We start from the raw sequence: 12500 nt of genomic DNA, 5'->3' as shown, positions 1-12500 counted from the left end.
CCGCCCTTGTTCCCGACCGTTGGGGCCGCCCTGGCAGCGGGGGAGATCGGGGTGGAGACGGCGGAGTTGATCGTGGCGGGGTTGCAGGTGATCAGTCACCGGGTGGCGCCGGATGACCTGTTGACGGCGGAGCGGGCCTTGGTTGCCTCGGCGGCGGGCCTGATCACCCGGGAGACGGAGGATTTGGCCGGGGCCGGTGTGCCGGTGACGACGGACTTGATCCGGGGCATGGTCGCGCAGTGGCAGGCGGCCCTGGACCCCGACGGGGTCCTCCCGACCGAGGACCTGTTCGAGGCGAAGTCGAACATCGGCTTCGGCCAACTCAAGAACGGGCTCTACCCCGTCAAGGGCGGGGTGACACCGGAACTCTACGGGGTGATGAACACCCTCTTCGACACCTTCCTCAGCTTCCACGCCCGCCCGGCGTTCCCCACCGCCGAGGAACAGGCGCTCATGGACTCCGGGCAGATGATCCCCGGCGCCGAATCAGCGGGTACCGACGCGGGCACGGGCCCGGATCTGGACGTGATCGAGGCAGAGCTCCGGGAGCGCCGGGCGGATACCCGCACGGGCGGGGAGAAACGCGCCGACATCCTCCGGGCGTTGTTCGAACACGCCGCCCGCGACACGGACACCCCGTCGATGGGCGGGTCGGCGCCGACGGTGATGGTGCACGTGAACGCCGCCGACCTCGCCTCCGGGGTCGGGGTCGGGTGGATCGACGGGGTCGAAGCCCCCGTGTCTTTGAAGACGGTGCATCAGCGCATCTGCGACGGCGGCTTCCAAGGCGTGTTGTTCGGGGCGAACAACGAAGTGCTCAAGCTCGGGCCGGAACGACGGTACTTCAACCGGGCCCAGCGCCGGGCGATCACCGCCCGGGACGGCGGCTGCATCATCCCCGGGTGCAAAGCCCCGGCGCACTGGGCCGAAGTACACCACGTGAAGCCCTGGGCCCAGGACGGCCCGACGACCGTCGACAACGGGGTCTTACTCTGCTGGTTCCATCACCACAGCATCGACACCTCCGGGTGGGAGATCCGCATGGTGAAGGGCTCACCACAAGTCCGGGCCCCCGGACTCATCGACCCGCAACGGCTCTGGCGGCCACCGAACAGGCACCGCGCCCACCAAGTCCTCACCGGACCACCCAACCGCCCATGACCAGTGACCCGGGCAACGAGTCGCCTCCGCTTCTCGTTCCGCGACACGGGCGGTGTGCCGGCGCTCGGTTAGACTCACGGGGTGTCGACGACCCCCGAACCGATCAACCGCGTCACGGTTGAAGAACGCCTGTTCAGCCTCGTGCTGGCCCTGATAGCGACCGAGATCGGCCTCACGAAGGCCGACATCCTCTCGACCGTTCAGGGCTACCGGCAGCGCTACGTGCACAGCGGCGACAATGCGAGCCTGGAACGGCAGTTCGAGCGGGACAAGGACGACATCCGCGAACTCGGAATCCCGCTCGAGACCGTCGAACAGCCCGACGATCCCGGCAATAACCGGTACCTGCGCTACCGGATCCCCAAGGGGCTCTACGAACTTCCGACCGACGTGTCCTTCTCCGGTGACGAACTGATGCTGCTCAAGCTCGCCGCGACCGTGTGGCGCGAGGGATCGCTCTCGGCGGAGTCCCGGCGCGCCCTGACCAAGCTCAACGCGCTCGGCGGAGCGGACGGCGACCCCGTGCTCGGGTACGCCCCGACCCTCCGGGTCCGCGACGCGTCCTTCGAACCGCTCAGCAAGGCCATGGACCGCGCGCACGTGGTCTCCTTCCTCTACCTCAAGCCCGGCGAGGCGGCGCCCCGGCGCCGTCAGGTGGCGCCGCGCGCCGTCGTCCAGCACGAAAGCCGTTGGCACCTGTTCGGTACCGACCTCGACGCCGGGGCGACCCGCACGTTCCTGCTGTCCCGCATCGTCGGACCGGTCGTGGTCGTCCCCGACCTGGTCGCACCCGAATCCGGGCCGGACGCCGGCCAGACCGCCCTCGCCGAACTCGATGCGCTCTCCGCGGCCAACGTCGCTGAGATCGAGGTCCTCCCGGGCAGCGATGCCGCGGTGCGTCTCGGCAAACGGGCGGCGGATGCCTCCGGCGGCGCCCAGCCGATCGCGGCACTCGTCCTGCACTACACGGACCTCAACATCCTCGCGGACGAGCTTTCCGGGTTCGGTCCCGAGGTCCTCGTGCTCTCCCCGCCGGCCCTCCGGGACGCCGTGCTCGACCGGCTGGTGCGCGTCCGCGACGCCCATGAGCCGCTCGAGGTGCGTTCATGACCCCCCGCGTGCCCCTCGGCGCCCCCGACAAGCTCACGTTCCTGCTCTCGCTCGTTCCCTATCTCATCGACCACGACGGCATCAGCGTCACGGACGTCGCCGCTCACTTCGGCGTCGCGCCAGAGCGGGTGCGCGACGCGGTCACCCTCATCGCCGTTTCCGGGGTGCCCGGAGACACGAGCCAGTACCTGCCAGGGGATCTCTTCGACATCGAGTGGGGCCAGTTCGAGGCCGACGACACGATCGTGCTGACCCACCTCGTGGCGATCGAGGACTCGCCACGGTTCTCCGCCCGCGAGGCCGCCGCGCTCATCGCAGGGCTGCAATACCTCTCCTCGCTTCCCGAGAACGCCGACCGGGATGCGATCGCATCCTTGATGGCCAAGCTCAGCCGGAGCGCCACCGCCGCGCCGAGCCAGCTCGCCGTATCCGCTCGTACCTCGGGAGACGCCATCTCCCTCATCCAGTCCGCACTGCGCTCCGGCGTCCAGGTCAGGTTCGACTACCTGAACGCCCGCGGCGGGCAGGAAGAACGCTACGTCGACCCGCTCCGCGTCGAATCCGTCGACCGGGACTGGTACCTGCGCGGCTGGTGCCACCTGCGCGGAGCCGTCCGGACGTTCCGGCTCGACCGGATGAGCGCCCTCACCGTCACCGATCGCCCCGTGACGAGCCGCACCGAGGAACTCGTGCTGCCGGAGACCCTGTTCCAGGGCTCCGAATCCGACCTGGACGTCGTCGTGGAGCTCGCTGCCGGTGCGCTGCCGCTCCTGGGCGACTACCTCTCCGGCCGCCCGGTCCAGCACCTCGCGGGTGACCGGGTCAGGGCGACCCTGCGTGTCTCGCACTACCACGCACTCAAACGCCTCGTCGCGGGTCTCTCCGGGGTCGTGACCGTCGTCGAGCCCGCCGCCGCTCGCGAGATCGTGCGCGCGTGGGCGGATGCCGGCGCGGCACGGTATTCGGAGCCTGCGGCACCCAGTGCACCGGCAGGGCCGGGGGAGTAGCCGATGCCGTGGTGGAGTTGGCTCCTGATCTGGACCGGCCTGGTGCTCGTCCTCCTCGGCATGCTGGCCTGGTTCGCCGTCATGCTCTTCCGGAAGCTGATGGCGCTCGCGGATGCAGTCGGCGCGCTCGGTGACCTCGTCGGGGAACTCGACACGGACCCGGCCGAGGAGACACGGCCGCCGCGGCGTCCTGCGATCTTCGCGGACGTGAACGAACTCGCCCTGACCGTCGACCTGCACCGCACCGCGCGTGAACGCTCCAGGCAGGAACGGCGCGATCGTCGGATCGCCAGAGGTAAGCTGTTGCAACACGGCCCGATCGTTAGACCAGACCCACCGATGAAGAGGACACGCCCTCATGCTTAACAACCTGACCGGATGGCACTTCCTGATCATCCTTGTCATCGTTCTGCTGCTCTTCGGTGCGCCCAAGCTTCCCGCACTCGCGCGCAGCCTCGGCCAGTCGATGAAGATCTTCAAGAGTGAGATCCGCAGCGATGAGCCCGCTGAGACGAAGAGCGCACCGGGGACGGACTCCGCCCCGGGAGCCGACGCGCCCGATCCGACGACAAAGCCGTAACCTCCGTGCCTGGGCGCACTCCTCGGCGCACGAACTCCGACGGGAAGATGTCCCTCGGACAGCATCTGCTCGAGCTGCGGAAACGCCTCTTCCTCGCGGCAGCCGGAATACTCGTCGGCGCCGTGATCGGCTATTTCCTGTCCGATTTCGTGTGGAACGCCCTCAGGGAGCCGATTTACACGATCGCGTCGGCACAGGGGCGCAGCGCGCAGCTGAACTACCCGGACATCACGAGCGCCTTCGACCTCAAGCTCAAGATCTCCGTCTACGTCGGAATCGTCATCTCGAGCCCGATGTGGCTGTACCAGGTCTTCGCGTTCCTGATGCCCGGACTGACCCGAACCGAGAAGCGTTACACCTTCGGCTTCTTCTTCACCGCGGTGCCGCTGTTCCTGGCGGGCTGTGCCGCCGGCTTCTACGTCCTGCCGCACGTCGTTGAACTCATGACGGGCTTCGCACCGTCACAGGACGCCGCGCTCATCACCGCTCAGAGCTATTTCGATTTCGTGCTGAAACTCGTCGTCGCGATCGGGATCGCATTTGTGCTGCCCGTCTTCATCGTGCTGCTGAACTTCGCCGGGGTGATCAGTGCGCAGTCGATCATCAAGTCCTGGCGGGTCGCCATCCTCGTGATCATCCTTTTCACCGCGATCGCGACCCCCGCCGCTGACGTCGTGTCGATGTTCCTCCTCGCCATCCCCATGGTGGTGCTGTACTTCGCCGCGTACGGGGTGGCCGTGCTGCACGACCGGCGTGCCGCCCGGCGCGCCCTCGCATTCGAACAGGAGCTGGCGCTCTAGGCGTCGACCATGACCTCTCTCCAGACCCCGGCCGAGCCGACGCCGGCCGAGCGCTTCGCAGCGGCCCGAGACCGGGCGAGCCGCCCCAGGCTCTCAGCTTTCCGAGCCGGCCTCCGGTTCGACCTCGACCCGTTCCAGATCGCCGCCTGCGCCTCCCTCGAGGACGGCAACAGCGTCCTCGTGGCGGCACCGACCGGAGCGGGCAAGACCCTGATCGCGGAGTTCGCGATCTACCTGGCGATGAAGCAGTCGACCAAAAAGGTCTTCTACACCGCCCCGATGAAGGCGCTCAGCAACCAGAAGTTCCAGGAGCTCGTCGCCGAGTACGGGGCGGACGAAGTCGGCCTCCTCACCGGAGACACCAACGTGAACCCGCAGGCCCGGATCGTCGTCATGACGACCGAGGTGCTGCGCAACATGCTCTACGCGGACTCCGACCTGCTCACCAACCTCGCCTTCGTGGTGCTCGACGAAGTGCACTTCCTCGCCGACCGGTTCCGCGGCGCCGTCTGGGAAGAGGTCATCATCCACCTGCCCCAGAACGTGCGGATGGTGTCGCTGAGTGCGACCGTGTCCAACGCGGAGGAGTTCGGCGACTGGCTGCAGGCCGTCCGCGGCGAGACCGACGTCATCGTCTCCGAGGAACGGCCCGTGCCGCTCGAGCAGCACGTGCTCGTCAAGAGCAAGATGCTCGACCTGTTCGACGCTGCGGGTGCCGCGGGAACCCACCGGGTGAACCCGGAACTGGTCCGCCTCGCCCAGGGCGCGGGCCGCGGGGTCTCCGTCCGCCAGGATGGCAGGCACGGGGGCAACCGCGGCCGCGCGCAGCCCCCGCGTTCGACCTTCGAACCGGGCAGGATGGACCGAGCCGAGATCGTCCGGCTCCTCGGCGGCAAGCATCTGCTCCCCGCCATCTTCTTCATCTTCAGCAGGGTCGGCTGCGACCAGGCGGTCAACCAGGTCCTGCGGGCAGGCGTCCGCCTGACCGATGCCGCGGAACGGGCCGAGATCCGTGCGATCGTCGACGAACGCTGCCGCACCCTGCTCGACGAGGACCTCGGCGTGCTCGGCTACTTCGAATGGCTCGACGGTCTCGAACGCGGCGTCGCCGCCCACCATGCCGGCATGCTCCCCGCCTTCAAGGAGGTCGTCGAGGAACTCTTCCAGAAGAAGCTCGTCAAAGCGGTCTTCGCGACGGAGACCCTCGCCCTCGGGATCAACATGCCCGCGCGAACCGTCGTCCTCGACAAGCTCGAGAAGTTCAACGGCGAGGCCCGGGTCCCGATCACGCCGGGGGAGTACACCCAGCTCACCGGCCGCGCCGGCCGCCGCGGCATCGACGTCGAAGGCCACTCGGTCATCCAGTGGGCCTCAGGACTCGACCCGCAGACCGTCGCATCGCTCGCCTCCCGGCGCACGTACCCGCTCAATTCGAGCTTCAAGCCGACCTACAACATGGCCGTGAACCTGATCGACCAGTTCGGCCGTGACCGCACCCGCACGGTCCTGGAATCCTCATTCGCCCAGTTCCAGGCCGACAGGGCTGTCGTCGACATGGCGAGGGCCGTCCGCCAGCAGGAGGAATCCCTCACGGGCTTCGCCGCCTCGATGGTCTGCCACCTCGGAGACTTCACCGAGTACTCGGCGATCCGCCGCCGGCTCACCGAGGTCGAACGCGAGACGCTCACGGGGGAGACCGGCGCCCGCGCGGCGAAGGAACGCCGCCAGCGCGAGCTCGCGAGCCTCCGGAAGCGGCTGCGCGCGCATCCGTGCCACAACTGCCCCGAGCGCGAGTCGCACGCCCGCTGGGCGCAGCGGTGGTGGAAACTGCGTCGCGAAACGGATGCCCTCACCAAGCAGATCACGACCCGCACGGGAGCCGTCGCCCGCGTCTTCGACCGCGTCACCGAGGTCCTCCTCGGTTACGGCTACCTGCTCGAAGACCGGGACGGTGCGGTGACCCTGAGCGAGAGCGGCCTCATCCTCCGGCGGATCTATGCCGACAGGGACCTGCTCGTCGCCGAGTCCCTGCGCCGCGGCTTGTGGAACGACCTCGACCCGGCCGGACTCGCGGCGATGGCCTGCGCCCTCGTGTTCGAACCGAGACGCGAAGAGGGACTGATCGACGAGCGCTACCTGCCGCGGGGCCCGTTCCGCGCAGCCCTGCACGACACCCAGGAGCTCTGGAGCCGCCTCGACGACCTCGAACGGGACCACCAGCTGCCTGGCAGTAACCCGCTCGCGGTCGGGCTCAGCCTTGCCATGTGGAAATGGGCCCGTGACGGCTCGCTCATCGACGTCCTCGACGAGGCCGAAATGGCCGCGGGGGACTTCGTGCGCTGGACCAAGCAGACCATCGACCTCCTTGATCAGCTGTCCGTCGTCGCCGATGCCCCGGTCGGCGCGACAGCCCGGATCGCGCTCGATGCCATTCGACGCGGCATCGTCGCATACTCGTCGTTCGCCTAGGCCGTGCAGATGAGTGTCGTGCAGGCGGGTGTCGTGCCGGTGAGTGTCGTGCCGGTGAGTGTCGCCCCGGTGAAGCGTGTCGACGTACAGGTGAACCGCGTCGGGAGGTCCGCGGACCGCGGGGACTTCCGCCTGCCGCTCCCGGCCGCCCTGGTGCTGGCAGCGGGCGCGGGCGCCATCCTCGACGGCGGGTTCCCCGACCGCTCCTGGTGGATCCTCGCTCCGGTCGGCGTACTGCTGATGTTCCTCGCCCTGCTCGGCCGCCGGCCGGGACCGGCGCTTCTGGTCGGCATGGTCGCCGGACTGTCCTTCTGGCTGATCCACATCAGCTGGATCACCCTCTACCTCGGCCCGGTGCCCTGGCTCGCCCTCGGCGGACTCGAGGCGATCTTCTTCGGCGTCGGGCTGTGGCTCATCGCCGTGGTCCTCAACCGCGGACCGCTGGCCTGGCCGACCCGATGGGGACGCCTGGGCATGGTTCCGCTGGTCGTGGCCGGCCTCTGGACGGCGCGTGAGGCGATTTCCGCGGTCTGGCCGTACGGCGGCTTCGCCTGGGGCCGCGTGGCGATCTCGCAGTCGGAGAGTCCGTTTGCCGGCCTCGTCGCCTGGGTCGGGATGTCCGGGCTCACCTTCCTGATCGTCTGGCTGAGTGCCCTCGCGCTGCAGCTGCTGCGTGAGGTGGGCTGGGGCGTGCTGGCCAGGTGGACCGTGCTCACGGCATCCGTCGCCCTGCTCCTCCTCGTGCCGGCGGTGTCCATCGCCCAGTCGGGGGAGGCCAGGATCGCCGCCGTCCAGGGCGCTTCCGATGCCGGGCTCTTTGCGCGGTATTCGCCGGGGCAGATCCTCGCCGACCACACCTCAGCCACCCTCCCGCTCGTCGGGCAGCCGGTCGACTTCGTCGTGTGGCCGGAGAACGGCAGTGACATCGACCCGACCCGGTCGCAGGACGCCGCCGACGTCCTCGACTACGTCAGCCGCGCGATGGTGGCCCCGCTCATCACGGGAACGATCACGTACCGGGACGGCAAGTACTACAACACGAGCCTGCTCTGGAAGGCGGGGGAGGGCGTCACAGCGCTCTACGACAAGGTCCACCCGGTACCGTTCGCAGAATACATGCCTGATCGGGCATTTTGGCGCCCCTTTGCCCCGGAGTTGATCGACCTGATCTCGCGGGACTACCAGCTCGGCACCCAGCCGAACGTCTTCGACGTCAACGGGATCCTGGCCGGCATCGCGATCTGCTTCGACATCGCAGACGACCAGCTGGTTCACCAGATGATCGACTCCGGGGCCACGGTCATCCTGGCGCAGACCAACAACGCCGACTTCGGGCACACGGACGAGAGCGTCCAGCAGCTCGCGATCGCCCGTCTGCGCGCAATCGAGGCCGGGCGGACCGTCGTCAATATTTCGACGGTCGGGTCGAGCGCCATCATCGCGCCCGACGGCCACACGATGGACAGCCTGCCGACGTGGGTGCCAGGGGCCATGGTGCAGACCGTTCCGCTCAGCACGACGCTGACCCCCGCGATGGTTGCCGGTCGGGGCATCGAGTGGCTTGTCTCCGGGCTCGGACTCGCGGGGCTCGTCTTCTGCCTGTTCTTCGCGCCGTCCGCCCGGAGCGATGCGCGCCGGCGTGCAGAGGTGGCATCGATCCGGCCGGTTAACGCAGAACGCACCCGACGGAATCGGGTGCGTGCGTAGTGTCTGCTCGGTGTCAGGCGCCGATCTTCTGCTGGCCGCGACGTGCGCGGAGGAACGCGAGGCGCTCCTGCAACAGTTCCTCGAGCTCGGGACGGGTGCGACGTTCCAGGAGCATGTCCCAGTGTGTGCGCGGTACCTTCTCGGCCGAGTGATCGACGATGACGGGCTTGGAATCGACGAGCCGGGTGGCCGTCTGGGAACAGAACCGGCATTCCCACTCGTCGGGGGCCTCCGCCTCCGCCGAAAAGATCATCACCGTCTCTCGTGAGCACGTTGCACACAGGTATGTGTGACTAACTCGTGGTGAAAAGGTTACGCCCTCTTCGCTTTGAAGGCTTTGTGCGCCCAACCTCATGCCACGCAAACTGCGATCCGCCATTGTGTGGTCTCCTCTCGCGATGCAACTCTCAGTTATAAACCGTCAAGCTGGGCGTTATCTTTCCGTTATGCCCCTACTCGGTGATAACTCTCAGTTTCGGAAGTGGGATTTATGGCATGCCGGGCGTGTCGCGGGCTGTTCCGCGGTCGGTTCCACGGTCGGATCTGCGGTCCACGAGCGCGGCGGCGAGGTCTGGTCGGTCGGTGACAAGGCCGTCGACACCGGTGTCCAGCAGTCGTTCCATGGCGGCGGGGTCGTTGACCGTCCAGACGTGAACCTCGACGCCCGCCGAGTGGATGGCCCTTACGAAGTGGGGTGTCACCACTCGCAGCACTGATGCCGTCTCCGGAACCTGGACCGCAACGCATCCGTTGAGAACGCGTCGCAGCAGCGCCCTGTTCCCGAGCCGCGCGGCGACAACGGACTGAGCCACAACCGGCGCGGACGCGCTCGACGCGACTCCGGGAAGGAGCCGGAGCGTCTTCCTGCGTCGTTCCTCGGAGAACGAGGTCACCAGGACCCGCCCGGTCGCTCCCGCCGCAAGAACGGCGGCCGCCGTCGCGGCAATGGCGCCCTCGGATTTCACGTCGAGGTTGAACAGCGCCTCCGGGAAGGCCTCGAGGGCTTCCGTCAGTGAGGAGAAGGACTGGCCGTAGCCGAGGTCGATCCGCTGCAGTTCGGCGATACGCAGCTCCTCGAGCGGGATGTCCAACTCGGGCAGTGCCAGACTCGCGTCATGACTGAGCACGGCGACCCCGTCACGGGAGGCGTGCACGTCGGTCTCCAGGTGGGTCGCGCCGTGCTCGAGCGCGTGCCGGAAGGCGAGGACCGTGTTCTCGGGGGCGTTCAGTGCGAGGCCGCGGTGCGCGAAAATGCGCGGGGGCGACCCGGCCAGGAATGCAGGGGGGCCGCCCGAAACCACGGGGCTACCCCTCTGCGGCGTGTGAGCCGGCCGGCGCGTCGGCGGGAATCTCCACGGACGGCCCGGCGGACGCGGCAGCCGGGGGAGCGGCGGCCGGGGAGGTGGAGGAACCGGCGACGGGCCGCTCTCCGAAAGCGCGGCCGATGCCCTTCATCGCCTCGGTGAGTTCGCTCGGCACGATCCACAGCTTGTTCGCACTGCCCTCTGCGAGCTTCGGCAGGGTCATCAGGTACTGGTAGGCGAGGAGTTTCGGGTCGGGGTCGCCTTCGTGGATCGCCCGGAACACGGTCGTGATGGCCTCGGCCTCACCCTGGGCCCGCAGCACAGCCGCCTTCGCGTCGCCCTCCGCGGAGAGGATGGCCGCCTGTCGGGCGCCCTCCGCCGTGAGGATGGCGGACTGCTTGGTGCCCTCTGCGGTCAGGATCAGCGCGCGACGGTCACGCTCGGCGCGCATCTGCTTCTCCATCGAGTCCTGGATGGAGTGCGGCGGATCGATGGCCTTGAGCTCGACTCTGCCGACCCGGATGCCCCACTTGCCCGTTGCTTCGTCGAGAACGATGCGGAGCTGGCCGTTGATGTTGTCACGGCTCGTAAGCGCTTCCTCGAGGTTCAGCCCGCCGACGACGTTACGGAGGGTCGTCGTCGTGAGCAGTTCGACCGCGCCCAGGTAGTTGGCGATCTCATAGGTCGCTGCCCGGGCATCCGTCACCTGGAAGTACACGACCGTGTCGATCGACACGACGAGGTTGTCCTCGGTGATCACCGGCTGGGGCGGGAAGGACACGACCTGCTCGCGCAGGTCGATGAGGGGACGCAGCCTGTCGACGAACGGGATCAGGATGTTGAGGCCGGGCATGAGCGTCTTGTGGTACCTGCCCAGCCTTTCCACGACCCCGGCCCTGGCCTGGGGAATGATGCGGATGGATTTCGCGAGGGTGACGATCACGAAGATGACCAGCGCCGCGACGAAGGCCACAACGATCACCTGCACGACGACCTGGGTCGGATCATTCATGAAATGTTCCTTTCTGCGGGGATGACCACTGCGGTCGCCCCGTCGATGGCGATGACGATGACGCGTTCGCCCGGCGTAAAAACGGCCGGCTCGACGAGGGGGGAGAAGCGCGCGGTCCAGGTCTCACCGTTCGCGAGGCGCACCTGGGCGAGGGCGCCGGTCGAGCTCACGATGTGACCGTCCTGGCCGAGGAGGGCGTCGACGTTGCTGAGGGTCGGGTCGCCACCTCGTTTGAGCACCCGGAGCAGGGGCGGGCGGATGCCGAGCAGCAGCACCATGGACAGGAGCGCCGCGATCACGAGCTGGCCCCACCACGGCACACCGAACAGGCCGGAAATCAGGCCGCCGAGACTGCCAAGGGAAATCATCAGGAACGTGAGGTCAAGAGTGACCATCTCGATCGTGATGAAGATCAATATGAGCACTAGCCAGACAACCCACACGTAATTCGCAGCGAATACGTCCATAGTGACCCTCCCCATTGTGTTCCCCTTCTCAAACTAGCAGGTGTGCCGACAAGGGCGGGGTCGGGGTTCTTGGTAAGGTCTTCTGCTAGACCCAGTTCGTTATTTGAGGAGTTCGTGTGACCAACCCACTTGCCGCAGGTTCACTGAACGGACAGCGTGTCCTCGTCACCGGCTCTTCCCGGGGCGTGGGAGCCGCGACCGTCGGAATCTTCGCGGAGGCCGGAGCGAGCGTCGTCATCAACTTCCGCAACAAGGAGGCGCGGGCGATCAAAGTCGCCGACGCCATCCGCGCGGCCGGCGGAACGGCCATTACCGCGGGCGCCGACCTCACCGATGAGGCCTCGGTCGCAGCCATGATCGAAACGATCCGCGCGGAATACGGCGGACTCGACATCCTCGTGATGAATGCCTCAGGCGGCATGGAAACCGGGATGGCCCCCGACTACGCGATGAAGCTCAACCGGGATGCCCAGCTCAACCTGCTCGCGGTCGCTCGCCCCCTGCTGGGCGCCGGCGCCAGGGTCGTGTTCGTCACGAGCCACCAGGCGCACTTCTTCGAGACAGCCCCGACCATGCCGGAGTACGTACCGGTCGCGCGGAGCAAGCGTGCGGGTGAGGACGCGCTGCGCGCGCTCATCCCCGAACTCGACTCCGAAGGCATCGGTTTCGTCGTGGTCTCCGGAGACATTATCGAGGGCACCGTCACCGCGACGCTCCTCGAGCGTTCGAGCCCCGGAACGATGAGCGCCCGCAAGGTCGCCGCAGGTCGCCTGTACAACGTGAGCGAATTCGCCGCAGAGGTGGCCCTGGCCGCCGTCGAGCCGGTTCCCGCGGGCAACACCCGGTACGTCGGCGACACCACCGACATGGTCACCGACTAGCG

The 12500-nt window shown here is 67.8% G+C and carries 13 protein-coding genes; 9 read left to right on the top strand and 4 right to left on the bottom strand.

From position 1 onward, the window contains the following. The 8 genes from QN345_RS03350 to lnt form a co-directional block, all read left to right on the top strand. On the top strand, nucleotides 1-1161 hold a 1161-nt coding region (locus QN345_RS03350; protein ID WP_323508448.1), incomplete at its 5' end, for an HNH endonuclease signature motif containing protein. Nucleotides 1162-1242: 81 nt separating this feature from the next. Then, entirely contained in the window at nucleotides 1243-2271 is a 1029-nt protein-coding gene (locus QN345_RS03345) for a helix-turn-helix transcriptional regulator (protein ID WP_322189684.1), read from the top strand. After that, nucleotides 2268-3278, top strand: a complete 1011-nt coding sequence (locus QN345_RS03340) for a WYL domain-containing protein (RefSeq protein ID WP_322135831.1) — start codon at nucleotides 2268-2270, stop codon at nucleotides 3276-3278. The genes QN345_RS03345 and QN345_RS03340 overlap by 4 nt, the downstream gene beginning before the upstream one ends. Nucleotides 3279-3281: 3 nt before the next feature. Continuing rightward, complete coding sequence (locus tag QN345_RS03335) at nucleotides 3282-3644, top strand: hypothetical protein (protein WP_134446565.1); 363 nt, start codon at nucleotides 3282-3284, stop codon at nucleotides 3642-3644. Next, nucleotides 3637-3858, top strand: a complete 222-nt coding sequence (tatA, locus tag QN345_RS03330; protein WP_134446564.1) for a twin-arginine translocase TatA/TatE family subunit — start codon at nucleotides 3637-3639, stop codon at nucleotides 3856-3858. Before QN345_RS03335 ends, tatA begins: the two co-directional genes overlap by 8 nt. Nucleotides 3859-3905: 47 nt before the next feature. Continuing rightward, complete coding sequence (gene tatC, locus QN345_RS03325; protein ID WP_134446563.1) at nucleotides 3906-4658, top strand: twin-arginine translocase subunit TatC; 753 nt, start codon at nucleotides 3906-3908, stop codon at nucleotides 4656-4658. A gap of 9 nt (nucleotides 4659-4667) precedes the next feature. Then, on the top strand, nucleotides 4668-7127 hold the full coding sequence (locus QN345_RS03320; protein WP_134446562.1) for a DEAD/DEAH box helicase: 2460 nt from the start codon (nucleotides 4668-4670) through the stop codon (nucleotides 7125-7127). Between the two features lie 9 nt (nucleotides 7128-7136). Next, nucleotides 7137-8834, top strand: a complete 1698-nt coding sequence (gene lnt / locus QN345_RS03315) for an apolipoprotein N-acyltransferase (protein WP_322189683.1) — start codon at nucleotides 7137-7139, stop codon at nucleotides 8832-8834. A 13-nt stretch (nucleotides 8835-8847) separates the two neighbouring features. Here lnt and QN345_RS03310 read toward each other — a convergent pair whose 3' ends face one another. From QN345_RS03310 to QN345_RS03295, 4 genes are all read right to left on the bottom strand, one after another. Further along, complete coding sequence (locus QN345_RS03310; protein ID WP_134446560.1) at nucleotides 8848-9213, bottom strand: RNA polymerase-binding protein RbpA; 366 nt, start codon at nucleotides 9211-9213, stop codon at nucleotides 8848-8850. 109 nt (nucleotides 9214-9322) lie between these two features. Continuing rightward, nucleotides 9323-10135, bottom strand: coding sequence for a glycerophosphodiester phosphodiesterase family protein (locus QN345_RS03305; protein ID WP_134446559.1), 813 nt, complete (start codon nucleotides 10133-10135; stop codon nucleotides 9323-9325). Between the two features lie 4 nt (nucleotides 10136-10139). Then, a complete protein-coding gene (locus tag QN345_RS03300; RefSeq protein WP_134446558.1) occupies nucleotides 10140-11150 on the bottom strand; it encodes an SPFH domain-containing protein in 1011 nt (336 codons plus the stop codon). Further along, nucleotides 11147-11617 carry an NfeD family protein gene (locus QN345_RS03295; protein ID WP_323508447.1) on the bottom strand — a complete coding sequence of 157 codons (471 nt, stop codon included), beginning with the start codon at nucleotides 11615-11617 and terminating at the stop codon, nucleotides 11147-11149. Before QN345_RS03295 ends, QN345_RS03300 begins: the two co-directional genes overlap by 4 nt. 116 nt (nucleotides 11618-11733) lie before the next feature. On the opposite strand from QN345_RS03295, the gene QN345_RS03290 reads away from it, so the two are divergent. Next, on the top strand, nucleotides 11734-12498 hold the full coding sequence (locus QN345_RS03290) for an SDR family oxidoreductase (protein WP_323508446.1): 765 nt from the start codon (nucleotides 11734-11736) through the stop codon (nucleotides 12496-12498). Nucleotides 12499-12500: the final 2 nt, after the last annotated feature.

The organism is Cryobacterium sp. 10I1 (assembly GCF_035019805.1).
Lineage (GTDB): Bacteria > Actinomycetota > Actinomycetes > Actinomycetales > Microbacteriaceae > Cryobacterium > Cryobacterium glucosi.
This window is presented reverse-complemented; position numbering and strand designations above follow the sequence as displayed.

Bases quoted from the DNA above. Each gene is read 5' to 3' on its own strand.
- QN345_RS03340 (WP_322135831.1), top strand. From the start codon at position 2,268: ATGACCCCCCGCGTGCCCCTCGGCGCCCCCGACAAGCTCACGTTCCTG.
- QN345_RS03335 (WP_134446565.1), top strand. From the start codon at position 3,282: ATGCCGTGGTGGAGTTGGCTCCTGATCTGGACCGGCCTGGTGCTCGTC.
- tatA (WP_134446564.1), top strand. From the start codon at position 3,637: ATGCTTAACAACCTGACCGGATGGCACTTCCTGATCATCCTTGTCATC.
- tatC (WP_134446563.1), top strand. From the start codon at position 3,906: ATGTCCCTCGGACAGCATCTGCTCGAGCTGCGGAAACGCCTCTTCCTC.
- QN345_RS03320 (WP_134446562.1), top strand. From the start codon at position 4,668: ATGACCTCTCTCCAGACCCCGGCCGAGCCGACGCCGGCCGAGCGCTTC.
- lnt (WP_322189683.1), top strand. From the start codon at position 7,137: ATGAGTGTCGTGCAGGCGGGTGTCGTGCCGGTGAGTGTCGTGCCGGTG.
- QN345_RS03310 (WP_134446560.1), bottom strand. From the start codon at position 9,213: ATGGCGGATCGCAGTTTGCGTGGCATGAGGTTGGGCGCACAAAGCCTT.
- QN345_RS03300 (WP_134446558.1), bottom strand. From the start codon at position 11,150: ATGAATGATCCGACCCAGGTCGTCGTGCAGGTGATCGTTGTGGCCTTC.
- QN345_RS03295 (WP_323508447.1), bottom strand. From the start codon at position 11,617: ATGGACGTATTCGCTGCGAATTACGTGTGGGTTGTCTGGCTAGTGCTC.